At 41.2% G+C, this 24,006-nt stretch carries 25 protein-coding genes and 1 tRNA gene; 14 read left to right on the plus strand and 12 right to left on the minus strand.

Going from position 1 to position 24,006, the window contains the following annotated elements; translation table 11 throughout:
• Positions 1 to 17: 17 nt before the first annotated feature.
• Complete coding sequence (gene pruA, locus SYN7509_RS0214885) at positions 18 to 2,987, minus strand: L-glutamate gamma-semialdehyde dehydrogenase (RefSeq protein ID WP_009632982.1); 2,970 nt, start codon at positions 2,985 to 2,987, stop codon at positions 18 to 20.
• Positions 2,988 to 3,155: 168 nt separating this feature from the next.
• Positions 3,156 to 3,237, minus strand: a tRNA-Leu gene (locus SYN7509_RS0214890).
• 65 nt (positions 3,238 to 3,302) lie between these two features.
• Between SYN7509_RS0214890 and SYN7509_RS30170 the strand changes: the two genes are divergently transcribed.
• The 4 genes from SYN7509_RS30170 (at position 3,303) to SYN7509_RS0214915 (ending at position 9,050) form a co-directional block, all read left to right on the plus strand.
• Entirely contained in the window at positions 3,303 to 3,440 is a 138-nt protein-coding gene (locus tag SYN7509_RS30170) for a hypothetical protein (RefSeq protein ID WP_158506158.1), read from the plus strand.
• 201 nt (positions 3,441 to 3,641) lie between these two features.
• Entirely contained in the window at positions 3,642 to 5,933 is a 2,292-nt protein-coding gene (locus tag SYN7509_RS0214905) for a hybrid sensor histidine kinase/response regulator (protein WP_009632984.1), read from the plus strand.
• A gap of 20 nt (positions 5,934 to 5,953) precedes the next feature.
• Complete coding sequence (locus SYN7509_RS0214910; protein WP_009632985.1) at positions 5,954 to 7,618, plus strand: response regulator; 1,665 nt, start codon at positions 5,954 to 5,956, stop codon at positions 7,616 to 7,618.
• A 49-nt stretch (positions 7,619 to 7,667) separates the two neighbouring features.
• The gene (locus SYN7509_RS0214915; RefSeq protein ID WP_009632986.1) at positions 7,668 to 9,050 is read left to right on the plus strand and encodes an ATP-binding protein; all 1,383 of its coding nucleotides are present in this window, start codon (positions 7,668 to 7,670) and stop codon (positions 9,048 to 9,050) included.
• Between the two features lies 1 nt (position 9,051).
• Here SYN7509_RS0214915 and SYN7509_RS0214920 read toward each other — a convergent pair whose 3' ends face one another.
• From SYN7509_RS0214920 to SYN7509_RS0214955, 8 genes are all read right to left on the minus strand, one after another.
• On the minus strand, positions 9,052 to 9,924 hold the full coding sequence (locus SYN7509_RS0214920) for an MBL fold metallo-hydrolase (protein ID WP_009632987.1): 873 nt from the start codon (positions 9,922 to 9,924) through the stop codon (positions 9,052 to 9,054).
• Positions 9,925 to 10,024: 100 nt separating this feature from the next.
• The gene (locus tag SYN7509_RS0214925; protein WP_009632988.1) at positions 10,025 to 11,764 is read right to left on the minus strand and encodes a phage holin family protein; all 1,740 of its coding nucleotides are present in this window, start codon (positions 11,762 to 11,764) and stop codon (positions 10,025 to 10,027) included.
• A 97-nt stretch (positions 11,765 to 11,861) separates the two neighbouring features.
• Positions 11,862 to 12,446, minus strand: a complete 585-nt coding sequence (locus SYN7509_RS0214930) for a CDP-alcohol phosphatidyltransferase family protein (protein ID WP_009632989.1) — start codon at positions 12,444 to 12,446, stop codon at positions 11,862 to 11,864.
• Between the two features lie 268 nt (positions 12,447 to 12,714).
• The gene (locus SYN7509_RS0214935) at positions 12,715 to 12,999 is read right to left on the minus strand and encodes a hypothetical protein (RefSeq protein ID WP_009632990.1); all 285 of its coding nucleotides are present in this window, start codon (positions 12,997 to 12,999) and stop codon (positions 12,715 to 12,717) included.
• A 57-nt stretch (positions 13,000 to 13,056) separates the two neighbouring features.
• On the minus strand, positions 13,057 to 14,145 hold the full coding sequence (ald, locus tag SYN7509_RS0214940) for an alanine dehydrogenase (RefSeq protein ID WP_009632991.1): 1,089 nt from the start codon (positions 14,143 to 14,145) through the stop codon (positions 13,057 to 13,059).
• Positions 14,146 to 14,172: 27 nt separating this feature from the next.
• Positions 14,173 to 17,364: a glycoside hydrolase family 15 protein gene (locus tag SYN7509_RS0214945; RefSeq protein ID WP_009632992.1), complete on the minus strand. Its 3,192-nt coding sequence runs from the start codon at positions 17,362 to 17,364 to the stop codon at positions 14,173 to 14,175.
• Positions 17,365 to 17,384: 20 nt separating this feature from the next.
• Positions 17,385 to 17,819, minus strand: a complete 435-nt coding sequence (locus SYN7509_RS0214950) for a putative toxin-antitoxin system toxin component, PIN family (RefSeq protein ID WP_009632993.1) — start codon at positions 17,817 to 17,819, stop codon at positions 17,385 to 17,387.
• A gap of 1 nt (position 17,820) precedes the next feature.
• Positions 17,821 to 18,066: a hypothetical protein gene (locus SYN7509_RS0214955; RefSeq protein WP_009632994.1), complete on the minus strand. Its 246-nt coding sequence runs from the start codon at positions 18,064 to 18,066 to the stop codon at positions 17,821 to 17,823.
• A 287-nt stretch (positions 18,067 to 18,353) separates the two neighbouring features.
• On the opposite strand from SYN7509_RS0214955, the gene SYN7509_RS0214960 reads away from it, so the two are divergent.
• The 10 genes from SYN7509_RS0214960 (at position 18,354) to SYN7509_RS0215000 (ending at position 22,257) form a co-directional block, all read left to right on the plus strand.
• The gene (locus tag SYN7509_RS0214960) at positions 18,354 to 18,872 is read left to right on the plus strand and encodes a hypothetical protein (RefSeq protein ID WP_009632995.1); all 519 of its coding nucleotides are present in this window, start codon (positions 18,354 to 18,356) and stop codon (positions 18,870 to 18,872) included.
• Positions 18,873 to 18,877: 5 nt separating this feature from the next.
• A complete protein-coding gene (locus tag SYN7509_RS31355; protein WP_255327312.1) occupies positions 18,878 to 19,012 on the plus strand; it encodes a hypothetical protein in 135 nt (44 codons plus the stop codon).
• Positions 19,013 to 19,204: a hypothetical protein gene (locus SYN7509_RS0214970; protein ID WP_009632996.1), complete on the plus strand. Its 192-nt coding sequence runs from the start codon at positions 19,013 to 19,015 to the stop codon at positions 19,202 to 19,204.
• Positions 19,205 to 19,223: 19 nt separating this feature from the next.
• Positions 19,224 to 19,472 carry an RNA-binding S4 domain-containing protein gene (locus tag SYN7509_RS0214975; protein ID WP_227501505.1) on the plus strand — a complete coding sequence of 83 codons (249 nt, stop codon included), beginning with the start codon at positions 19,224 to 19,226 and terminating at the stop codon, positions 19,470 to 19,472.
• A 28-nt stretch (positions 19,473 to 19,500) separates the two neighbouring features.
• A complete protein-coding gene (locus tag SYN7509_RS0214980) occupies positions 19,501 to 19,707 on the plus strand; it encodes a hypothetical protein (RefSeq protein WP_009632998.1) in 207 nt (68 codons plus the stop codon).
• On the plus strand, positions 19,707 to 20,051 hold the full coding sequence (locus SYN7509_RS0214985; protein WP_009632999.1) for a type II toxin-antitoxin system PemK/MazF family toxin: 345 nt from the start codon (positions 19,707 to 19,709) through the stop codon (positions 20,049 to 20,051). Before SYN7509_RS0214980 ends, SYN7509_RS0214985 begins: the two co-directional genes overlap by 1 nt.
• A 57-nt stretch (positions 20,052 to 20,108) precedes the next feature.
• Positions 20,109 to 21,299, plus strand: a complete 1,191-nt coding sequence (locus tag SYN7509_RS27705; protein ID WP_009633000.1) for a hypothetical protein — start codon at positions 20,109 to 20,111, stop codon at positions 21,297 to 21,299.
• A 135-nt stretch (positions 21,300 to 21,434) separates the two neighbouring features.
• Complete coding sequence (locus tag SYN7509_RS29775; RefSeq protein ID WP_148298002.1) at positions 21,435 to 21,614, plus strand: hypothetical protein; 180 nt, start codon at positions 21,435 to 21,437, stop codon at positions 21,612 to 21,614.
• A 32-nt stretch (positions 21,615 to 21,646) separates the two neighbouring features.
• Positions 21,647 to 21,901, plus strand: a complete 255-nt coding sequence (locus SYN7509_RS0214995; RefSeq protein ID WP_009633001.1) for a ribbon-helix-helix domain-containing protein — start codon at positions 21,647 to 21,649, stop codon at positions 21,899 to 21,901.
• 2 nt (positions 21,902 to 21,903) lie between these two features.
• The gene (locus SYN7509_RS0215000) at positions 21,904 to 22,257 is read left to right on the plus strand and encodes a type II toxin-antitoxin system PemK/MazF family toxin (RefSeq protein WP_009633002.1); all 354 of its coding nucleotides are present in this window, start codon (positions 21,904 to 21,906) and stop codon (positions 22,255 to 22,257) included.
• 59 nt (positions 22,258 to 22,316) lie between these two features.
• Here SYN7509_RS0215000 and SYN7509_RS31555 read toward each other — a convergent pair whose 3' ends face one another.
• Together SYN7509_RS31555 and SYN7509_RS0215010 are read right to left on the minus strand one after the other, a co-directional pair.
• Positions 22,317 to 22,826, minus strand: a complete 510-nt coding sequence (locus tag SYN7509_RS31555; RefSeq protein ID WP_071994161.1) for a pentapeptide repeat-containing protein — start codon at positions 22,824 to 22,826, stop codon at positions 22,317 to 22,319.
• Positions 22,827 to 22,926: 100 nt separating this feature from the next.
• On the minus strand, positions 22,927 to 23,997 hold the full coding sequence (locus SYN7509_RS0215010; RefSeq protein WP_009633004.1) for an alanine/ornithine racemase family PLP-dependent enzyme: 1,071 nt from the start codon (positions 23,995 to 23,997) through the stop codon (positions 22,927 to 22,929).
• Positions 23,998 to 24,006: the final 9 nt, after the last annotated feature.

Genomic DNA, 24,006 nt, shown 5'->3' on the forward strand with positions numbered 1-24,006 from the left:
TTTGCGCCCCTACACCGCTATTCTGCGCCTTCGATGGGTGCGAAACCTTGGCGTTGAATGTTCTCGGTAATGGTGCGCGGTTCTAAAAATTGGAGTAAATAATCGGGGCCTCCGGCTTTTGAACCTACGCCAGACATTTTGAAACCGCCAAAGGGTTGTCTAGCAACGATCGCTCCCGTGATTGTGCGATTGATGTAAAGGTTTCCTACTTCAAACTCTGCTTGCGCTTGTTGAATGTGGGAGGGAGTACGAGAATAGAGTCCACCCGTAAGGGCGAAATTTGTCCCGTTAGCCACTGCGATCGCTTCGTTAAAGTCTTTTACCTTAATTACGGCAATTACTGGTCCAAAAATTTCTTCTTGAGCGATCGCGCTATCTGGTGCAACTTGACTAAAAATTGTCGGACTAACAAAATATCCTGTATCAGAAACGGGCATTTCTAACGCAAGTTCGGCGGATTGCTTACCTTTGGCGATGTACTCTTTTATTTTGTCTCTAGCATTAGCATCAATTACGGGCCCAACTTGGGTGCTAGGCAATTCAGCTAAACCAATATTGAGACTGCGCGTAGCTTCTACTAAACGCTCTACAAAAGCATCGTAAATAGGCTCTAAAACTATTACCCGCGAACAAGCAGAACATTTTTGTCCGCTATAACCAAAAGCTGATTGGACAACGCCAACTACCGCTTGATCTAAATCGGCACTTTCATCAACAATTAAGCCATTTTTTCCGCCCATTTCGGCAATTACGCGCTTGAGATGTTTTTGTCCTGGTTGTAAAACGGCTGCATCTGCATAGATCCGACAGCCAACTTCTTGAGAACCTGTAAAGGCAATTAAATGGACATCAGGATGCTTGACTAAATAAGCCCCAACAACCGATCCTACTCCTGGCACATACTGAAATACACCTTTAGGAATGCCAGCTTCTACAAGGATTTCGGCAAATTTAGCCGCAATTACACAAGATGTCTCCGCAGGCTTGAGTAAAGTACAATTTCCCGCTACTAAAGCTGCTACTGTCATCCCGGCGGCGATCGCTAAGGGAAAATTCCAAGGAGAAATTACAACGGCAATTCCGCGCGGTTGATAGATATAACGGTTGGTTTCTCCGGCGATATCGTAGTTAAAACCTGCGTCTAACCTTTCCATCTCATCAGCATAATAGTTGCAAAAATCGATAGCTTCGGAGACTTCGCCATCAGCTTCTTTTACTGGCTTCCCAACTTCTAAAACTATCCACGCTGATAGCTCTGCGCGTCTTTGCTCCATCAAATCGCCAGCGCGTCGCAATATCCCCGCGCGTTCTTTTACAGGAGTCTTGCGCCACGCGGGAAAGGCAGCTTTTGCCGCCGCCATTGCCATAGTTGCTTGTTCTACCGAAATTAGCCCAACTTTACCAATAACTTCGCTGTAGTTAGAAGGATTTACCGAATCAACGGTTTGTTCTGTTTGCTGATATTCGCCGTTAATTAGCGGTAAATAATGCTTACCTAACTGTTGGCGGACGTTAGTAAATGCTTTACTAGATGCTTCTCTTAATTCCATGTCTGCATAGTCCGTATCTGACGCATTGGCAAAACCTAAAGTATGTTTGGGAGTAGTGAGATTATCTACAATTGGGGGTGCTAAAAGTTCCTCTATCGGGCGTTCTTCCATACTTTGACGTAAGAAAGAGCTATTAGCAGTATTTTCAAGCAAACGCCGGATTAAGTACGCCATTCCGGGCAATAGTTCGCCATAAGGACAATAAACCCGCACTCGATGCCCTCTAGCTACCAAAGCCGAGGCTAATTTGTCGCCCATGCCATACAATACTTGCATTTCAAAGCGACGGCGGGGAATTTTTAAGGTTTCTGCGATCGCAATTGCCAATGCTTGACTTCGCACGTTATGACTACCAATGGCTGAATAGACATATTCGTGATTTTCTAGCAATAACTGAGTAATGGTTTCAAAATTGGCATCTGTTGCCGCCTTATCGTTGTAAACTGGCTGTTTCCAGTCTTTTTGCATCGCCTTAATAGTCTCTTGATCCCAATACGCGCCCTTAACTAGCCGAATTGTCAAAGGATAACCGCGCTGTTTTGCCCAAGCAATCAATTCTTTGGTATCTTGTTCGCTATCGCGCAAATAAGCTTGAATTGTCATCCCGACATCAGTACGCGATCTAAACTCATCTTCCATCAACAGCTTTTTCAATATCGACAAAGTTAAATCTTTGTAGGCGTATTGTTCCATATCAAAATGGACGCTTGTCCCTAATTCTTTGGCGCGACGTAGTAATATGCGAATGCGATCGCTTACTTTTGCCTCACTACCCGCCGCATCTAAGGGATCGAACTGAGAATAAAAAGCTGTAAGCTTTACTGATACTTGTACTTGAGGTATTTGTTCGCCATCAGCGCTATCAATACTAGGTATCTGCGCCCACTTTTTAGCCGCTTCTACAAGTTGCGTCATTAAATCCTGATAGCGATCTAAATAAAATTGCGCTTCGGCTTCCGTAATTACCGCTTCTCCCAGCAAATCGAGAGTAAACGCCATTTTATTTTTGCGTAAACGCTCAATAGTTTTCAGCGCTTCTTTCATACTGTCGCCAGCAATATATTTATGCGCTAGAGTTTCCACCGCCGTCGAAACCGTTGTTGCGGCAACTTGTCCGGGAATTGAGTCAGGAGCGGCAAAATTGAGCAATCCCTTAAGCGCGGAAGGAAGTTCCACCGAATCATCTTGCAAATACTCCTGCATATGGGCCGCAATTTCTGGCTTATTGTGCAAAGCAGGTAAGCAGTCAATGAAGCGAAATAACTGCACCCGTAAACCTGGATTGCTCATTGTCCAAGCTAATAACTTGTCATCCCAACGCATTTGATCGCGTAACGAAGACAAAAACGAGCGATTCTCCCGCGTAGCAGCTAGGAGTTGTTTGGCGATTTCTTGAACTTTAGCTTCGTAGGTGTTTTTTTCTACTTGTAATACCACTATGAACTGACTCCCAGTTTTCGGCGCTTTAGACGAGAATTACTTATAGTTTAATATTCTTGCTGTTCTCGCAAGGCTTGGAAGTATTGTTTTTATCAGAAAATTATTAAGCGATCGCGCAACTGCCTACTTTTATTCAAAAATAGACAGCAAAAGTAACTATATAAATGCGGATGAAAGGACTTGAACCTTCACACCTTGCGGTACTAGAACCTAAATCTAGCGCGTCTGCCAATTCCGCCACATCCGCTTATTTGGCTTAACTAGCATAGCAAACATTTAATTAAATTGCTACAAATATTACATTAAAAAAATTTGTGTCTACTTACCATCCAGAAATACCACCAGATGCTAGTTGCCAGCATTCCGACAAAAGACGATCGCGTCAAAGTAATCCTAGGAGAAATTGTAACAGTGCGATCGCCCCTAATTATTCGCCCGCAGCAAATCTAGATATAGCGATCTTTTTTGAGTTATGAAATATGGATACCCCCCAACCCCCAATTGGAGGTGGCACAGAAGTCTTGTCCCCCCAAGGTTGGGGGTTAGGGAGCGAAACCCTCAAAGCTGTTCACGACTGATTTAAGATTGCTATATGATTAAAAAAAATACTAAGTAAACTTAATCAGCCATAACAGGGAAAAATACAAGCTCATGCGAACTAGCGCGGAAATTCAGGCAGAAATAGAAGAAAAGTTTGGCTTTTTTCCGCCATTTTTTAGTCCAGCGCTGCAAAATCCCCAGGTATTAGAAAACCTTTGGCAACAAACACTAATAGCTTACGTAAGCAATCCTTTATCGGCGGTATTTAAAGAAAAGCTTGCAGCGTACCTTTCCCGCTTTTGCTCAGTTCCCTACTGCATGGTTTCTCATAGCTGTACTTTACGCCCGTTAGGACTAAGCGCTCATCAAGTTTTAACTTTACTAGAATCATCACCACCCACTCAAGAAGATATCGAGCAACACTTAAATATACTAGCGGCGCAACCTGTATTTACAAAACTACCAGCACCGCATTCAGATTTAGAAGAAAGTTTACTTATCTGCTCAATATTTATTTTTCTAGAACGAGAAGATGCTGATCGCTATCGTACTCAATTGCGGCGAGTATTGGGGTGGGAAAATTACCAGCATTTAGCCGCCTACGCCGCTTATGTCAAAACTTGTCATGTCTGGATGGAAGCTAACCCGGAAGTAAGTTATGAATCAGACAAACGAGTTCAAGACAATTTAGCCCAATTAGTAGCCCAAGAACCAGCAATAGCAGAGTTTTTTCGTACCTATACAGGCAAAGTTAGACAAGAGCGCTTGAATAAAGCTATAAAACAAGCTCAAATCGCCGAGCGCGATCGCAATCATACAGCGCTACAAGAGAGCGAAGATCGATATAGACGCTTAGTAGAGTTATCGCCCGATACAATCTTAATTCAATGTCAAGGAAAAATTCTGTTTGTCAATAGCGCCGGAGCAAAACTATTTGGCGTAACCAGTCCCGAACAGCTAGTAGGTAAATTGTTGATAGACTTTGTCCACCAGAGCGATCGCCAAGCCGTAATCGAGCGAATGCAGCACGTAGACTTAGGAAACTCTGTCCCCCTTAGAGAAGACAAGTTTATCCGCCTAGATGGGACTCAAATAGAAACTGAAGTAGTTGCGTCTCCCTTTAACTATCAAGGCAAAATCGCCGCCCAAGTAGTAATCCGCGACATTAGCTTGCGTAAACGTTTAGACCGAGAACGCAGTAAATTATTAGCTAGAGAACAAGCCGCTAGAGCTTTAGCTGAAAAGGCAAATCGTTCTAAAGATGAGTTTTTGGCGATTGTTTCCCACGAATTGCGATCGCCCCTCAATGCTATTTTGGGTTGGGCAAAATTATTGCGATCGCGTACCTTCGATACTATTACCACCAATCGAGCGCTAGAAACTATTGAACGCAACGCCACCGCCCAAACGCAGTTAATCGAAGACTTATTAGATATATCAAGAATTATTCACGGCAAAATTCAACTAAAACCCCGTTCGACTAATTTAGTCAAGGTAATTGAGGCAGCAATTGATACCGTAAACTTAGCTGCCCATGCTAAAAAAATTCAGATAATATTTGAGCCGGATTCAGCCATTAAATCAGTTACCGGCGATCCCGAACGTTTGCAACAAGTAGTATGGAACTTGCTATCTAACGCGATTAAATTCACTCCTGCGGGGGGACAGGTAAAAGTAAACTTAGCTACCGTAACAGAATCGGTTTCACTTCTCGACTACGCACAACTTGCCATTAGCGATACAGGAATGGGAATTGATGCCGAATTTTTGCCCCAAGTATTTGATCGCTTTTTACAAGCAGATAGTACCAGTACAAGGTCGCACGGCGGGTTAGGATTGGGACTTGCGATCGCAAGTCAACTGGTAGAAATGCACGGCGGTAATATTAGTGTTGCTAGTTTAGGACTAGGACTTGGCGCAACATTTACCGTAAAACTACCCCTAGAAACCGCTAATAGTCAGCAACAACCTACGGCTAATAGCCACAATGCAAACCTTACCCTAGAAGGCGTAAGAGTCCTTATAGTTGATGATGAGCCAGATATCCGCGACTACGAAGTAGCAGTTTTAGAACTATTTGGGGCAAAAGCAATAGCCGTCAATTGCGCCGCCGCCGCCTTAGAAGCATTACAAACCCAAAAATTAGATGTTTTATTAAGTGATATTGGGATGCCTGGAGAAGACGGCTATAGTTTGATTAAAAAAGTCAGAAACTTAGCTATTGCCATTCCCGCGATCGCTCTTACCGCCTACGCCAGAGAAGAAGATCGTACTATGGTGATTTCTGCGGGCTTTCAAATGCACCTAACTAAACCTGTAGAACCTACTCAACTGGTTGCAGCTATTGCTAGTCTGGTACAATACCCCACTATTGAGCAACATCAAATAAATTCCTCTATTTGACAAAAGGTTAGTAGTGTGCTATGGCTAAACCCGTAATCATGACCGTTGACGACGATCCAGAAGTCTTAAGGGCTATTTCTCGTGATTTGCAAAAAGAATATGGAGACAAATTTCGTGTCTTGCGTGCCGATTCTGGGGAGGTAGCGCTGGAAGCCTTGCAACAGGTCAAACTCCGCAACCAGACTGTAGCCTTGTTTCTAGTCGATCAACGGATGCCGCAAATGTCGGGGGTAGAATTTCTCGAACAAGCACTGGAACTATACCCGAATACCAAACGCGCCTTACTTACAGCTTATGCAGACACCGATGCAGCGATTCGCGCTATTAATAGTACGCAAATAGATTACTACTTGATGAAACCTTGGGACCCTCCCGAAGAAAAGCTGTTTCCCGTACTGAATGATTTATTAGACGATTGGTTAGCAAACTTTCATCCTCCCTTTGAGGGTATCCGCGTAATTGGCAATCGCTGGTCGCCGCGCTCTCACGAGGTTAAAGACTTTTTGGCTCGCAATCAAGTACCCTATCAATGGTTAGATATAGAGTCGTCAGAGGAAGCCCAACAGCTAGTTGCTTTTGCGGCTTGCGATCGCCTGCAATTGCCTTTGGTACTATTTACTGATGGTTCTAGCCTATTACAACCGACAAATATTCAAGTAGCCGAAAAAATTGGCTTGCAAACTCAAGCTGGAAGCCCTTTTTATGACCTAATTATTGTCGGTGGCGGGCCTGCGGGTTTAGCGGCGGCTGTCTACGGGGCATCGGAGGGACTCGATACAGTCATGATCGAACGCGAAGCCCCAGGGGGACAAGCCGGGACAAGTTCGCGGATTGAGAACTATTTGGGCTTTCCGGTGGGTTTAAGCGGCGCAGATTTGGCACGACGGGCGGTAACTCAAGCCCGACGTTTTGGGGTAGAAATTCTCACGCCTCAAGAAGTAACAGGAATTCGTGTCGAAGATCCTTATCGCTTTGTGCAACTACCCGATGGTAGTGAAATTAGCTGCCACTCCTTAATTTTAGCTTTGGGGGTATCTTGGAAACGCTTGGATGTACCGGGATTAGAAAAATTGACGGGTGCGGGGGTGTACTACGGCGCAGCCCAAACTGAAGCCATGTCTTGTCAAGGAGAAGAAGTTTATATTATTGGCGGGGCAAATTCTGCCGGACAAGCAGCAATGTATTTTTCTAAATACGCCAGCCAAGTAACGATATTAGTACGGGGCGAATCTTTAACTAAAAGTATGTCTCAGTACCTAATTGACCAAATTAACGAGACACCAAACATTAAAGTTATGGTGCATTCTAGCGTAGTTGAGGCGAAAGGAGAGACAAGCTTAGAAGCGATTTCTATTGCCAATTCTCAAACGGGCGAAACCAAAACTGTAAGCGCAACTTCGCTATTTATTTTTATTGGTGCAGTCCCGCGTACAGATTGGCTAGATGGAGTTATAGAACGAGACAGTCGCGGCTTTATTTTAACAGGACAAGACTTAAAACATGGCGATCGCCGTCCGAAGGGATGGACATTAGAACGCGACCCGTTTTTGTTAGAAACGAATATTCCTGGAGTCTTTGCGGTGGGCGATGTTCGGCATAATTCTATTAAGCGCGTGGCTTCCGGTGTCGGCGAAGGTTCGATTTGCGTTCAATTTGTGCATCAATACCTCAGCAAAGTTTTGTAATCTGCGTCAACTAAAGAGGTCTATTTTTTTGTTACGTTGAGGTTTTGTTATGCTCCACGATCCAAACCAAACTACACTATTTCCTAAGTTACCCGATGAAGCTTTGCAGGAAATGCGATCGCATGGTACAGAGATTCAACTAGCGGCGGGAGAGGTTTTATTTGCTGAAGGCGAGGAAAACTACGGCTTTCACGTTGTTTTAGATGGTGAAATTGAAATTACAAAAGTAGTAGGTAATGAAAAAAGATTGCTTGCTATTCATCATCGCGGCGAATTTATGGGGGAAGTTTCGATGTTGAATCACTCGGCATCAATTGCTAGCGCCCATGCTACGATTGCAAGTCGAGTCCTTCGGATTGAAATCGCAGCTTTTAAACGACTATTGATTGAATGTTCTGTCGGCGATACAATTTTGGCGGCAATGGTGGGAAGGACTATCGATGTAGAAGGACAGCTAAGACAGCAAGAAAAACTAGCCGCCTTGGGTAAAATGTCCGCAGGTTTAGCTCATGAATTGAATAATCCCGCCGCCGCCGGAAAACGAGCAGCAAATGCTTTAAAAGAGCGCTTTAACAGTCTGCAAGCTTTAACAGTGCAGTTAAATCAGCATTGTTTGACTACAGAGCAATTAAAGTTTTTAGCAAAGGTGCAAATAGACGCAATTCATTACCTTGGTAATTCCCCTCAGTACGATACTTTAACTCAAAGCGATCAAGAAGACGAAGTTACGGACTGGTTAGAAAACCACGATGTAAGCAAAGCTTGGCAACTTTCTCCTACACTCGTAAACTTCGGTATAGATTCGCAAAAATTAGCGGAGATTAAGAACAATTTAAACAGTAAATCTCTAAATGATGCCCTAATTTGGTTAGAAGCAAACTTAGCCACTTCGGGATTAATTAACGAAGTTGAGCAAAGTACAACGCGAATTTCGGAGTTGGTCAAAGCTGTAAAGGGCTATACCTATATGGACACAGCGCCTTTGCAAGAAGTAGATATTCATGAGGGAATTGATAATACTTTACTGATCCTTGGCCATAAACTTAAACAGGGAATTGTTGTAACTAAAGAATACGATCGCACTATTCCCTTAATTAACGCCTACGGCAGCGAACTTAATCAAGTGTGGACGAATTTAATTGATAATGCCATCCATGCTATGAGTGGGAAAGGGGAACTAAAAATTCGTACCTTTCAAGAAAATAATAATGCGATTTGCGAAATTGTCGATAATGGTGCAGGTATTCCCCCGGCTATTCAATCGCGGGTTTTTGAACCATTTTTTACAACAAAAGGTGTGGGAGAAGGTACAGGTTTAGGCTTAGAAATTGCTTACCGCATAGTTGTAAACAGACACGGCGGCAATATTTACTTTGAATCGCAACCCGGCAAAACTTGTTTTAGAGTCTATTTGCCTTTAGTAAAAAGCTAAATTAACGTACTGATTCCATCCAAGTTACACACTGCTGCATTTGCTGGTGCATTTTTACTGTATCCGTATGGTAGCGCCGACCGTGACCAGGCAAAACCCATTCAAAAGAATAATTGAGTAATTGTCGCATTGATTCAACTTGCTTTGACCAAGAGTACCAGCAAACATCGGGAAAACCTACTAACTGAGCTAACTTTTCTGACCAAGCTAAATGATCTCCGGTAAATAAAAAGTTTTTGTACAGCAAAACTGTGTGACCTTTACTGTGTCCAGGGACGGGGATAATTAATAAATCGGTATCTATTGTAAAAGGTTCTAAACCAGTGAGTTGAGTTTCAATATTGCTAGTATCTGTTGTAATATCATCACTGTGGAGAATGCGATCGCATTTAAAGTATTCGTGAAACTTTTGATGGTCGGCAACATCATCTCTATGGGTCAAATATAAGTAACGAATCCCCCCCATTTCTTCTAAACGCTTAACTAAAGGCGGTGCAAATCGAGGCGAATCTACTAAAACATTACCTTCTGGGCGCACAATTAGATAACTCGCCGCACCATAGGAGTTTTCAGCATGATAGCCGCAATGGTAGATGTTTTCAGCAACGGGAATAGGAAAAGAGGCGATCGCATTTTTTATATCTACAGGCTTTTCTACTGTACCAATGGAACTTGTAGGACAAGCTAAAAGCGCTTGCAAGCTGCTTAATCTTTCTGTTTGATTTGTTGGTTGATGGTACACCACCGACTGTCCCGCCGCGCGATTAAATACGGATGGAGTCATCCAACGGCAAGTATCGCAGTCAATACAACTGCTATCAACGTAAAAGTCACCGCTAATATTTTCAGTGCGGCGCAGAGTTAGTTTAGCCATAATGCCACCTGCTTTTCTATTCTTCTAGTTTAGTTTGGGCATAGGGCTGATTGCGATCGCGCTTGTTAAACGCTAAGAAGTAAATAATTGCGATCGCGCCTTAGTTTATAAAAGAGACTATTATAGAAAACATTGCCATTTGGAAGAAAAAAGACACGCCTATAATTATGAGAGTCCCTGCTGCCACAATGAGGTAACCCTCTGACCATTGGACTTTAAAATCTTTTATAAAAATACCAATCACCCCTAAAGCCAAACTTTTTATTGGTAGTCCCAAAATAAGCATTAAGATAAACGGAATAACTAAGGTTATGCTTTCTAAAATTCCTAATAAAAAAGCGGCTTTATAAATTGTTTCCAAAGCAGTAACTCGTATTCCTATGCCAAATAGAGATACTATGTACAAACCTATAGCATTAAACAAAGTACCAGCACCTAGTATTAGAGCAACACTATAAACGGTAGTAGTTCTGCGAAATTTGTCTGGTGTAAGTTTCTCATTTTCAAAAGGTTGCTTTGGCCAATTTGTAGGAATAATTGATTGACCAAGGATTTCTGCGTCTCTACCAGTATTTACGAGTAAGCACCCGGTTCTAACAGGTTGTCCTGGTGGCTTAAAGTCAGTTTGGCTGATATCGGCGAAAAACATACCAGGGAAAATTTCCTCCCCATAGGTAGACAAAGGCAGGACTTCAATGTTTGTACCTTGTCGCCGACTTCTACCGGCGTTAGAATTTGCTTTATTCAAACATAATTCTATACTTTCTTTTTGGAGAATCGAATTCATTGGAAACGTAAAAATTTTTGCTGCCTGCTTGAAAGTTGTCTCTCCCACCATCTGTACTGCTAATCGACAATACTCTTGTTTGCCTGTAGTATTTTTGCAAGCGGCTTTGAGTGCTTGTTCAGGATCGAAAGAACTAATAGTTAAACTAATGACAATGAAAGTAAAAATTAGCCATGCGATCGGCAATGCTAAAGGATGAAATTTTGCTGTTGATACTATTTTCTGTTTTTTAGAAGTGTTTGTTTGACTAGGATGTTTTTGAGTAACTCTAGTGGGGGAGAGGTTTGTTATGTGTTCTCCACTTGTTGTATTTTGAGGAGGTGCTACTTTTACGGGTTCTGGTTCAATAATTACCATTACTTCGGTCATTGTCTTTTCAGGATTGAAGCAATAACGACTAAACCAAATAGACGCTTTACGAATTTGGGCGTTGTCTAATTGTGTAAGTTGCTCAAACCATTGCTGTATTTCATCCTCAAATTGCTCGGTTGATGAAACAACAGAACTAGCAAAAAATATTTCTAACAGAGGCAGAATATCGGCTTTTGAGCTATCAGGTACATTATGGAAAAACTGAATAAGTTTACACACCGTTTCGTCGGGAGGCAGAACTTGGAATGTTAATAAGCCTTTATTGCTGATAAAACAGTAGTTGGCAAAGGGAGATTTTTCTACTTCGGGCGTTGAGATAGGTTTTACTTCTTCAATATTGGGTTCATTAGTCACAGATGCGTTCTTATTTTCGCTATCTTCAGTTTCGGTATCAATATTTTGTTCTACGGGAGACGGGGAAACAAATTCAAACTGAGTTTGCCAGTCTGTATCATATTCTCCTAAAACACGACTAGACAAAACTAAACTATGAATTTCTCCAAGGGATAAGGTTTTGATTCGATCGATAATAATATTAGCGATCGCACTGTAATCAATATGCTCCTTTGCTGGACGATTTAGGACAACGTTCAGACACTCATCTTGCTGGGTAGCTTGCACGACAAGATTATAAGAGGCTAAATCTTGTTCTAAAAGCTGATTGAGATCGGAGGCTGTCATAGCCAAGGGTGGGTTGGGCGAACTTTACCAATTTATTATTCCCAATTTGACAGCATAGTTAACGGAAATGTCTATATTTTTTTAAGAAGGTAGGCTACTATAGCTCTTTTGCCCATTGTTCGCGCAACTTTAGAGCATGAAATAAACTAAGTACGTCGTGCGTCCATTGGGGCAAAATTAGGGTCATAATAATTTCTTCAATACTGTTAATTAAACAAAGAGCGATCGCACCCCACAATCCCCCACTCCAGCCAAAGCCAAACAATCCCACCACCGCAATAAATAACGAAATCCCCCAAAGCTTGGCAGTGTAAGTGTGAAAGCTGGGAAACTTACCAAATTTAATTAGACTAACAGCAAAAAGAATAAGTTGAAAGGCGATCGCAATTAATAAAGGAATTTGAAAAGCAATAATTACTGTTGGATACACTAACCAAAGACTGATAGCAACGCAGACATATAAACTAATATCTGCCCAACTATCTGCTTGGCGTAGTTTAACAGTGCTAACTTTTAGTTTACGGGCAATTATGCCATCAAAAATATCTGAGAGAAAGGCTACTACATAGCCGAAGATGAAAGCCTTTCCGGTACTGCCATCTAAAGCATCTAACAATAATAAAGGTGCGATCGCACATCGTAAACCTACTAATAGCCAAGGAATACTTGTTAATTTCAACACTAAGCCTCGCAAAGTCGAACAGAAGTAAGCAAGTAACGATAAAAGTCATGTTTTGCTCTGCCATACTCTAATGTATTTATAAAAGTGAAATAATCCTCTAACCCATAACAGGTGTTGAGGAGCAATAAAACCTATCAATTAACTAAGTTGGGGAATACTTTTCGCACCGCCGGATGCTTTGAGAAAAAACACCGGATTTTTGTCAAAAAACAATTCCTAAATGATTTGCGATCGCCCTTGGCGCTGCCCCTTGGGCAATCGCCCCTACTTACTTCTGAATCCTAGCTAGTCTTGAATTAACGTCTAGCCTATCTTGATTGTTATTTGCAGTCGTTCCGTCAATTCGAGCGGCTAGATTATTCATAGAATTAGTGTAATTTCTCAATTCTTGACTGAAAGATTCTAGAAAACGATTGTTTGACTCTACTGTTTGTTCAATCCGTCCTAAACCTTCTTCTATCCTGGTCATTCGTTCATCGCTAGAGATAACTGCTTGTTGCACAATAGAAGCAAATTTATCTAGCTTGTCATCATCCCATCGTTCTATTGTCATACTTCTGTTACTCTTTTGAATGTTTTAGCATTTCGTCAACACTGATTTAAAAACCCATCAATTAACTAAGTCTGGGAATACTTCTCGCACCGCCGGATGTACTAATCTATGTTTGGTTATATTTACCCCTAGCGCCAAAGCTGAGTTGATTTCTAAAGCTTTTTCTCCCAGATTGGCTAATTGCAAAACATAGGGCAATGTACTATTATTTAGCGCTTGGGTTGCCGTCCAAGGTACTGCGCCGGGCATATTTGCAACTCCATAATGTACTACTCCTTCCTCTACATAGGTAGGCTGTGTATGCGATGTTGGGTGCATTGTTTCAATGCAACCGCCTTGATCTACCGCCACATCAACAATAACTGAACGCGATCGCATTTGTTTAACTAAGCTGCGGGGGACAAGAATCGGTGCTTTACGTCCCGGTACTAACACTGCACCAATTAGCAAATCGGCATCCTTTACCGCCGTTTCAATTTGAGCAGAATTGCTATAAAGTAGCTCCACTCTAGAGCCAAATATAGTTTCAAGGTAAGCTAAACGCTCAACATTTACATCAATTATTTGTACTGTAGCGCCCATTCCTACGGCAATTCTCGCCCCTTCTGTACCGACAATACCGCCGCCTAAAATTACTACTTTTCCTGGTTTAACGCCTGGGACACCGCCTAAAAGAATGCCTCTACCGCCTTGTTGACGTTCGAGATACCGCGCCCCAAATTGCACCGCCAAACGTCCTGCAATGATGCTCATGGGGGTAAGCAAGGGTAATTTATTAGCGCCCGAAAGTTCTACAGTTTCGTAGGCGATCGCCGTTATCCCCGAATCAATCAATTGCTCGGTCAACGGACGGTTTGCAGCTAAATGCAAATAAGTAAACAATAATTGCTCTTTAGCTAAAAACTCATACTCTGATGCGACGGGTTCTTTAACTTTAACTACTAGCTGACGATTCCAAGCATTTACAGCATTAACAATTTGCGCTCCAGCTTGCTGATACTCCTCGTCTGTAAAGCCCGATTCCATACCTGCAAGAGTTTCTACAGCTATGTTGTGACCATTTTCTTTAAGGACACGAACACTACTGGGGGTTAAACCTACGCGAAACTCTTGGTCTTTTGTCTCTTTGGGAACGCCTATTTCCATGTTTTTTCTCTTACTTCTATCTCTAGCTTACGTTCCAAATTGAGTGAGGTAACGGACGGCTTTCACAACTAAAGCCGCACAAACTCTAGGAGAAGTATTGTAAAACTCCTGCCATGCAGCAGCTTTATACTCATCATAGACTTCGCTCTTTTCGGCATTCTTTTCTAGCCATCCCAAACGCACCGCATGACCGACTAATACATCTAAAACAATATATTCTTCAATTTGCAATTTTGGGTTACGTTGGACAATTTCGGCTAGTTCCATTAATGCTTCAACATTTACTTGTCGGTACGCTGGCGCTTCAATTTTGTTTAGCAGATGCTCAACTTGCAGGGCAAAATTTTTCTCCCCCGGTGTCATCGCTAAAATTAAGTCACTATCTAAACGATTGCGTCGCTCTAACTTGTCGCCAATAACTACACCCTTGCAGTGTTGCAATAATTGCCATACCCCTTGATAAAAATCCTTTGGTACGCGGTTCATTGAGCCGTCCCATTCTCTCTGTTGATGCCAACCCCCCCCAGGCAAAATTTGACTATCTTGGGCGGGTATTACTGCCCAATCTATATCGCTTTCTTGTTGCTTGACGTGCAGAGATTCTTGCTGGCGTAATAGTTGATTCATCCCGTCATAACCAACTAATACTTGACGCAGGCGCAACTTAACTTCAAAAGGGGATAGTTGCATCAAATGTTCGTAAGCCTCATCTTGAGTAACTCCCAACTCCCGCGCTAGTTCGCTAGTCATGAGTAAAATTAAATAACCTATCCTCAACGTTAGTAAACCCTTAAATAATTGGGGTTCGGTTTGAATGAGTAAACCGCAATAGATAAGGATTTCTTGAGTTAAAACGCGATCGCGGATATCTTCCCCACAAAAACGATCTATTTTTGCAGCAATCTCTTGATTAGATAAGGGGCGAAAAATTAGCGACTCGATACTATAAGACTTCCCGACAGAGATTTGTTTTCCCCTTACTAGCATCCTTGTCACGCGATCGGACAAGCCAATATCTACCATTTGCCGCAAACCCGCTACTTTCCTAACTACCGCCCAAATTCCCGCCTTTCCAGCTTGAGTATAAACTTCGTCTAACAAGTCTGCGATCGCTACTTTTTGACCTGCACCACCAAAACCCGTATCAAACTCTACTCCCTGCAAGCTTTTCAATCTCTGCAATAACTCAATCTGCTCGTAAAGATTATGAGAACCGCGCAATTTATCTAACAATACTTTAGGATTGGTTTCTCGCTCAATCTGAAACTCCTGAGTATTACCTAAAGGCTGACTTTTTTCTGGATTGCAAGCTAAATAATATTGCCTTGGTGTAGCATCGGTAAGGGGTTGAGCAAAATTAAATTCTTCATGCAGAAAATCTATGCGCTGGGTAGCCGCCGTTAGCATCAATTGATTCAAACGTCCTAACTTTACTTTTACACCATTGCAAAGCCCCGCTTGAAGTTCCTGCATGAGTGCAAGCATTGCCTCGCTACCCGTTTCAAACATAGTATGGGTCAATTCCCAAGTTAGAGTCGGACGACCCAATTCGCGCCAATGCTGCTGAATGTAAGCGAGTTCTCCTTTAAACTCCTCTACTAAAAAGTGATAGTCAAGGGTTAAATAAAACTGTTGCAAGTCTAGAAAAGACGGTAAAAATACAATAGTTTCGCCGCGAATTTTAAAGATCCTTGATGCAATCAAACTCCGCAACCGCCGCACCGGACGACCAGTTAAGCCTAATTTATCATTGCGTCCAATTTGGGTAAAAATTGCCGATAAATCCCCTGCTAGTCGCACCTGAATCGGCTCTAATTGCTGTGGTGTCTGGGTTTGAATCCCATAAACTTCTAACTGCGCCTGGAGGTCTTCATCCTCCGCTAATAGGGCAATTTGTACCAACGCTTGGCGATCGCGTCCCAATCTTAAATGCTGTCCCAAGGGGTCAATATCCCCCACTGACAACAGTTTCTCTCTCAGCATTTGACCGAGTAAATACAAGCCTTGCGCCCAAACTAAAGGGATATTTTCGTTAGGCAAACGCTCTTGAGAATGGGGATCTTTTTTCTCCGCCTCAACGTTTTCTTTCGGCACATAATAGAGTTCTGGCAACAATTGCAAACCATCTTGTTCAACTAACAATGGTTGCAAACGCTGTTGATAATCGTTAACTTGCTCCCCATCTCCTCGAAAAATGCCATCTAATAGCAAATAGGTAAAAAATAAGGGCCATTCAGACTCTATATGCTCAAACTGTTTTAATTCCCAAGGTTCATAATGTAAGCGATCGCTATTTTCTAAAACCGTTTGATGTCCATCGCGTAAAAAGCGCTTGCAACCATACTTTCCTTGCAATTTATTAATAATGTCATTTCTAGTACGTTCTACTAATGAAACATCTTCCACCGCAAACGCCGGAAAACTAATTATACTCAGCAGCGCCGCATCAATTTCTTTTGAGCCAGATTCGCGCGGTAATAGGTTTTCTAACGTAATTCGAGCGCGGGCAATTTCATCGGGTAAGACGTGAATTACCGAGGCTTGGCTACCCCGTACCCCAAATAAATCTAGTCCGGCGATCGCTTCTAAGGCGGCTTTAGACATCCCTACAGAACTCGCATTTAATTCCGAATTGCCATGATTAATCTTATTTCCTCGCTCCCAAATGCCGTAATCAGGAGTACGATAAGCTCTGCCAATGTAATAAACCAAATTTTGAATAAAATTAACTTCGTCCAGGGTATAAACAATGTGCAACCCCGAAGCCGTCATTTGCGCCAACATCAAAATAAAAATTGAAGTTGCGTCTAGTTGCAAGTGTCCCCAATCGCCATCTCCCACAACAATATCGCCCGTCTGGGTGTTGTACTTGGCGTGTAAGGCATCAATTGCTGCTTGACTGTGTTTAAATTGCTCAACTTTGCTTGCTTGGCGCATCATGGCAAACAATAACCCGCGCATCAACTTAATTACACTATGTTCTAACTCATAGGTGCGCCCCATATCTTCATCTATTTTACGATAGGCGATCGCCAGTCCCCACACTGCCAAAATGCTATAAACATTGTCTCTCACCCAAGCATCGGTATAATCTCCGTGAGCAGTAACCGCCGTACTAGCTGGTAATAAGCCTGTAATCGGATTTTGCCGAGCCAAAATAATAGTTTTAACTTGAGCGTAGTAGTAATCGAGGCGAGAAGGAGCGGCGGGTTTATCCATATTTTTAACTATTTGAATATTTAATTAGATAGTGACAGATGGGATATAAGCGTTTCTGTAGTCCAAGTTGGTAAACCACATCCCAAAAAATCCCCATCATTCGTCCAAATGCCTGCGGGTAAAACTAAAGCCAAGGCAACAGTAAACCAATCATTAGGATCGCGGGGAATACGCAGTCTAGCTATAGTTTCCCATGAAGCGTAAATTTCGTGAGGTACTATAATTAATTTACTCTCAGCAAGAGTAATTGCATCACTTAATAAATTTTGCCCGGCTACCTGAGAAAATACTTCCTTGCGTACCATCTTTTCAATTCGTTTACCCAACTCATGACAAGTTTCTTCCCAAGCCATCTGTGCTATGTATAGTTCTAAAGTTGGATGAATAATTAATTCTCGTCCTCGTTTGCGTGTTAACTCAGAAACCAAAATATTTGTATCGACAACTAAGCGCATATTATTCAGGTTGAGACAAGTCTAAAGCTCGACTTAATGTTTCCTCATTCCAACCGCTCTGTGTCAATGCTTCATTTACTGATTGAGAAAGGCGAGTCAATGCTGCTTGAACTTCTGTTTCATCTGACTCTTTAACTGGAACGTAAAAGCCTACTGTCTTACCGTGACGTTTGACGGAGATCGTTTCACGACTGTCTAGATAGTAAGCAGCCTTATCTCTAAATTCCTGTATGCTTATACTTTTCACCTTTAACTCCTAGTCAGCGATCGCTCTAATGCTTATATTTCCTAGATCCAATAATAAGGAAAAATGTATCCAGTCAAGGGAAGACCATGCTTCCGCGCTCCAAAAAGGTCAGACCTCTTGACTGTATTCTTAGTTATATCGCTTTCTTCTGTGCGATCGCCTCGATCAAGGTATGTCACTTGAGAATAAATGCGATCGCACTTTAACAACAATGTAGTTCGCTTGTTACTCTAAATCCATGAAAATATTACAAGTCTAGGGCTATTTATATGTCAGGACATTAAGGATTGAAACATTCTATTGTCAGAGCCAAGCTTAATCCAAGCCAAATGAGTAGCGAGGATATAGCCGCGCTCCTTGAAAATATTTCCGATCGGGCTAGGCGACATATTAACGATACATCTCAAGGCGACTGGTTTTTACGAGAAATAGCTCGCGCTCAAAAATTTGACGGACTACCACACGTTATTAGCAAGCAAGAGATGGATGAATATGTAGCCTCTGGAGAGCAGGAGTTGTTTAGAGGGCTAGATTCTTATAGGATGAAACGCAAGACTGGGGAAGATTTAGCCGAGCAGTTTCGTTCGGGCAATATGTCTGTAGGTACAGGATTATTTGGTAACGGTATTTATGTAGCTTATGGTAAAAATAAATTTGACGCGGAAGGTTACATCGGTATAGGAGCAGAAGGTTCAATGTTGCGTATGACTTTGAAAAGAGAAGCAAAGGTTACTAGCATCCAAGAGCTACGGCAACTACAAAAGAAAGATATGGCTGTTGAATCGCATTTTATATATTTAACTTAACGGATTTGGGACGTTATGCTGCTTTTAGAGGCTACGATGTAATTGATATAGGTGCAGATCCAGACGAACCTAAGTATATGGTTATTTTCAATCGTACCGCGCTACGAGTTCAAAGTGAATCGGTTAAAGGAGTTGATTAAATGAATATTCAACTTGATAAAAGGCTAGGCAAAATTTGGATGCAAGTAGAACAACAATTAAAGTTTGACTTGGATGAAATTGAAAATTTTAGAAAAGCAGCAGTTAAAGCCAAAGATTTTGACGATCTGCCTCCTAGTTGCAAAGATTTAGTATTAAAAATTGAAGGTGGAGCGAAAGAAAAAGTTGCCTAAGAAAGTGTGCTAAAGATACTTGTCACTATCATGGATTAAACGTAAACGCGATCGCCCAATGACTCAAATAGACAAAATAATCAAACTCGACCAATTTTTAAAATGGGTAGGCGTAGCGCCCACTGGCGGACAAGCCAAGCTAATGATACTTGATGGCAATGTTTTAGTTAATGGTGAAATTGAAACTCGGCGGGGAAGAAAATTAGTTACAGGCGATCGCGTTACCATTGCCAGTGAGACTTTTACCGTTAATTTAGACAATCCTTGAATATTTCAGTAATTAGCACAACAAATATATGAATATCAAGCTAGTTAATTCTTTAGTTCAAGTCATTATCTCTCTTTCTCCCGAAGAACGGCTTGCTCTAGAAAAACAGCTATTTTTCAACGACTCAGAACCATCAACACAAGAGTTAATGCAATTAGCTCAAAACAGTAATTCCTTTGACTTTCTCCATAACGAACCTGACATATATACGCTCAATGACGGAAAAGCTGTTTAATGTCGCTTAGTAAAGGTGATATTGTCTTAGTTCCATTTCCTTTTACAGATTTGAGCCAAACTAAGCTAAGACCTGCTGTAGTGCTACACATAGATAGTGTAGGTAATGATATAACATTATGTTTTATTTCTTCTCAATCTCTGACTAATTTAAGCCTAGAAGAATTTGCTATTAATCCTTCCGACCCAGAATTTACAGGTACAGGATTGAGAATTGCGTCTAAAGTTAGAGTTTCTAGAATCGTTACTCTTGAGAAAAGCTTAGTAACTAGACGTATTGGAAAATTAGGAATTAATCAAATTCAACAACTAAACAATATTCTCATTCATACATTCCAGCTTTGAAGATTTGCTTAAAATTTGATATTATTTTACATCTTTAGCTGGTAATCTTAGATACTTATGAAGCATAAGAACTTGACATTATATCTTGCAATAAAAGCATATGTATTAAGTGTAATTCAGGTAGTCAGAAACCGCCCTCAAGAACAATTTTTTCACTCTCCAGATAAATCAGAAAACCAGCCTTATACTTTTTTGTCTAGTAACGAGTTGAGATTGCTTCCTGATTATAATAAATGTATTGAAATTATCTCAAACGATTCAGATTTAAGTAATCATACAGATAGATTTGTTGGCACATCTGTAATGGGAGGATATCATATTTCTGCTTCTGAGTTGCTTGAGAAGTTTGTCAAATCTGGTGAATTATCAAAAAAATGTATGTTTAATAATGAGGCGTTTGACAAAGCCTATATCCAGTTTGAGAATGAGATTTATAGCGATTTTATCTTATGCGAAGCTATTGCCCCTTTACAAGGACTATTTGCTAATAATATAGAAGTAATTAACTTAGCTGACAATCTTGAAATCAGCCAGTTAAGCCAAAAAGAAGAACAGCTTCTTCAGACAACAGATTTAATAAGAAAATATGGTTCTCGCTGGAGTGACAGCTTGTACGCAGTTAGAGCTAAGTATCAGCTTCCAAAAGTAAAAACAAATAATGTATCAGAAATTTCTGATTGTCAACGACAGGAGGGAGAAAAAAGGCAATTAGAAATTGAAAATCTTGTTAAGCAAGTTATACATATAATGAAAGTTTTTAAGCGAGGTACTATTCATTACGGTGGCATTCTTCACTGGAAAAAAGATGATTATTTCAGTGTTATGAATATATCACCAAAATCCTTAGAGTTGGTTCATGGAGTATATTTCCTTGAAAATGATGAAGAAATTAATAATTTGAAAGAATTTTATAAAAAAGTAAAACAATTAATAATTGATTCACAAAATAATGCCGTTGAAAAAGCTATTAGAATTTACGGATATTGTGAAATTAATTGGGTCGATCTTTACAAAATTTATGAAATAATTGAGTCAGATATAGGTGGGATCAACACAATAGTAAACAAAGGGTGGAGTAGTAAAGCAGAAATCAATCTTTTTAAACATACTGCGAATAGTCCAAGCGCTGTTGGAGATGATTCACGACATGGTAAAGAAAACACTTCTCCTCCTGTAAATCCTCTCTCGCTGTCAGAAGCTGGATTTTTAATAGAAAATATGCTCAAGCATTGGATTGATTCCAAATAAGCCATATACTCAGCAATTTGAGCCTCTAGCCGATCGATTTCTGTGTATCGACTGCCGACAACGCGCAAATATTCCCGCTCAAAAGCGTGTAACTGGGCTTGATTTGTTGCCAAATCTAACTCACGTCCCGCTAGTGTGGTTTCCAGCGCCGCTAATTCGGCTAACTTCTTTTCTAATTCTTGTTCTTCAGGGGTTTGGGTAAGTGCGATCGCATTTTCCACTTTTGACGCTGCAACTTTAAAGGTTATAACTCTAGGTTTCCCAAAAACCCCCAATAATCTCTATTGCCTGCTCAGTGCGATCGCCCTCGTATAAATTATCATACAAGTAGTATTACTTTTAACCTCATGACTCAACCCGTCAGCAAGCAACGAATCTCCATTACCGTAGATGCTAAATTACTTCAAGATATCGACCAAATGACAGAAAATCGTTCGGCGGCGGTAGAAGAAGGCTTACGATTGTGGCATAGACAGCAGATAGAAAATCAGTTACGCACCTTCTACCAAGCTCAAAAACCAACAGATAGGCAATTTGACGAAAACTGGGGAGAATTTGCTCAAACCCAAATGGAAGAAATTTTAGACTCCGAAGGACTCTAAAAGTGAAAGACAATAGTTATCCCCGCCAAGGAGAAATCTATCTAATTCGCGCTCTAAAAGCTTTAGGAGATACCAAAAAACGCCCCGCCGTTGTCGTTTCAATCAATGTTAGAAATCAGCTTTCTAGTAGTATTTTGGTTGTTCCCTTTACCAGCGATTTAACAAACGGGGAAACTCCCACCCGCATTTTGGTCAAAGCTGGCGAAGGCGGACTTCTAACAGACTCTTTGGCTTTGTGCGACAACATCTCAGCAATTCGCAAGTCTTATCTCGAACAAGATGCTTATGGCACGATTTCGCCGGAATCTTTGCAAAGAATCCAACAGGGAATTCAAATTGCGATCGCACTTATTTAATAAGCTGCTTTTAAACCTGCTACTGTTCAGTTAGAAATTTTTGCTCTATTTAGCTATATCTAACTCAATATTGCTCGGTTTAAATTTGCCCCTGTAAGGTCAGTATCGCTCAAATTAGCATCGCTCAAATCTGCTTGCGTTAAATCGGCGTTGCGGAGATTTGCGCCACTTAAATTAGCTCCCTGCAAAGAAGCCCAACCTAAATTAACTTGACTTAAATTCAAATTACTTAAGTCTGCACCCCTTAAATTAGCATTGATAAAATGCCTCTCTCCCATTGCATAACGTCGTTTTAAAACTTGAACGCTCAATCTAGGTAATAAAGTGCTGGACTTACCTTCGTAACACCATCTAGCGTCAACAATTTTGGCAGCCGTTGCGATCGCTATTTCGTCTACTACAGATATTACAACTCCATTACACTCGTCCCACTCACCGCCAAGCATAAAAGCAACATTTTCGGCTGCGTAACACGAATCAAATAAGACAGTGTAACTTTTCTTAGCCCCGTTACTCAAGCCAGCGATTTTGTCTTTAAGAAATGACAATTTTTGTTGTAAGTCTTTCATACTTTCAAAGCTCTCTTTCTTGGCGATCGCCAATTTCTGTTCCTTCTATTATTCTAGTAGCGAAAAACCCACCATATATTGAGTTTTTGCGATCGCCCCCTCACGCATAATTGACAAATTGCTTGTTAATAAAAGGCGAAGTCATTGCCGCTAGAAGTCCACCATAATCTAGGCTAAACTTCACTTCACTGCCAACTTGCAAATCGTAGTTATTGCTGTCGAGAACAACATGATCGCTGCTAGACCCTAGTATTTCCAAGTCGTCACTAGGTTTTAAACCAGATACTAAAACGTCTTGTCTGCCCAAAGCTACAATAATTCTCCGGCGCAGACCTCGATCTAGGAAGGTGGGGACACTACCAAAAGCATTTTGACAGATTTCGCCAAAAGGTAAAGAGGGTTTTTCTTTAGATTCAATTACTTCAGCAATCAACTTAAAGGCGTTGGCGTGCAAACCTGGAATGAGCTTGCGGTTGACGGTTTCACAACCTAAAAGGATCAATTCGCCCAAACGTAGATTGTTAATTCGACCAACTTTTTGTGCAGCTTTATACCATTCATAGTTTGCTGAGTTTCCACCGGAAATTATTTCTAAATTAATTGAAAATTCTCTCTCAATCGCATCAGCTAATTGGGATAACTCTCGCATTTTGTTGTTATCTGGCTTGATTCCCCCAAAACACGCCAAATTGCAGCCAATGCCGATAATTTTGATATGGGACAAAGCAAGAGTTTTTTTAATAAATTGAGAAAGATCGCCTTTAAGTACCCCTTCTCGCAAATCGCCTAGCTCTACCATCACAACTATTTGATGGATTTTGTTATGTAAGCTTGCATAACGATCAAGTGCTGTAATAGTAGCAAGTTCTGTATTGAGACTAATATCTACATTCTCAATTACCGATTCTGCCTGACTTAAAGCAGTGCGGAGAAGCACAAATTGAGCCGATACCCCGGCATTTTTCATTCTTTGGATGTTTTCTAAGCGAGAGTCGGCAATAAACTTTACTCCGCCTTCTATCATCGCCTGAGCGATCGCCGGATCTCCCAATACGGCTTTGGAAACTCCCATTAAGGAAATTCCCTGTTGTCCGTAAAGTTCCGATAGTACCTGCGCGTTATGCCTTATTTGAGATAAACTAATCTCTATTCTTGGCATTAATGCTTTCATTTGTAGATT

This window comes from Synechocystis sp. PCC 7509 (assembly GCF_000332075.2).
GTDB lineage: Bacteria > Cyanobacteriota > Cyanobacteriia > Cyanobacteriales > Chroococcidiopsidaceae > Aliterella.

What these genes read in the sequence shown, in the direction of transcription:
- SYN7509_RS27705 (WP_009633000.1), top strand. Translation starts at nt 20,109, where the DNA reads ATGAAGCATAAGAACTTGACATTATATCTTGCAATAAAAGCATATGTA.
- SYN7509_RS0214910 (WP_009632985.1), top strand. Translation starts at nt 5,954, where the DNA reads ATGGCTAAACCCGTAATCATGACCGTTGACGACGATCCAGAAGTCTTA.
- SYN7509_RS0214950 (WP_009632993.1), bottom strand. Translation starts at nt 17,819, where the DNA reads ATGCGCTTAGTTGTCGATACAAATATTTTGGTTTCTGAGTTAACACGC.
- SYN7509_RS0214915 (WP_009632986.1), top strand. Translation starts at nt 7,668, where the DNA reads ATGCTCCACGATCCAAACCAAACTACACTATTTCCTAAGTTACCCGAT.
- SYN7509_RS0214905 (WP_009632984.1), top strand. Translation starts at nt 3,642, where the DNA reads ATGCGAACTAGCGCGGAAATTCAGGCAGAAATAGAAGAAAAGTTTGGC.
- ald (WP_009632991.1), bottom strand. Translation starts at nt 14,145, where the DNA reads ATGGAAATAGGCGTTCCCAAAGAGACAAAAGACCAAGAGTTTCGCGTA.
- SYN7509_RS0214945 (WP_009632992.1), bottom strand. Translation starts at nt 17,364, where the DNA reads ATGGATAAACCCGCCGCTCCTTCTCGCCTCGATTACTACTACGCTCAA.
- SYN7509_RS0214970 (WP_009632996.1), top strand. Translation starts at nt 19,013, where the DNA reads ATGAATATTCAACTTGATAAAAGGCTAGGCAAAATTTGGATGCAAGTA.
- SYN7509_RS0214935 (WP_009632990.1), bottom strand. Translation starts at nt 12,999, where the DNA reads ATGACAATAGAACGATGGGATGATGACAAGCTAGATAAATTTGCTTCT.
- SYN7509_RS0214920 (WP_009632987.1), bottom strand. Translation starts at nt 9,924, where the DNA reads ATGGCTAAACTAACTCTGCGCCGCACTGAAAATATTAGCGGTGACTTT.
- SYN7509_RS31555 (WP_071994161.1), bottom strand. Translation starts at nt 22,826, where the DNA reads ATGAAAGACTTACAACAAAAATTGTCATTTCTTAAAGACAAAATCGCT.
- SYN7509_RS0214995 (WP_009633001.1), top strand. Translation starts at nt 21,647, where the DNA reads ATGACTCAACCCGTCAGCAAGCAACGAATCTCCATTACCGTAGATGCT.
- SYN7509_RS0214980 (WP_009632998.1), top strand. Translation starts at nt 19,501, where the DNA reads ATGAATATCAAGCTAGTTAATTCTTTAGTTCAAGTCATTATCTCTCTT.
- SYN7509_RS0215010 (WP_009633004.1), bottom strand. Translation starts at nt 23,997, where the DNA reads ATGAAAGCATTAATGCCAAGAATAGAGATTAGTTTATCTCAAATAAGG.
- SYN7509_RS0214985 (WP_009632999.1), top strand. Translation starts at nt 19,707, where the DNA reads ATGTCGCTTAGTAAAGGTGATATTGTCTTAGTTCCATTTCCTTTTACA.
- SYN7509_RS0214925 (WP_009632988.1), bottom strand. Translation starts at nt 11,764, where the DNA reads ATGACAGCCTCCGATCTCAATCAGCTTTTAGAACAAGATTTAGCCTCT.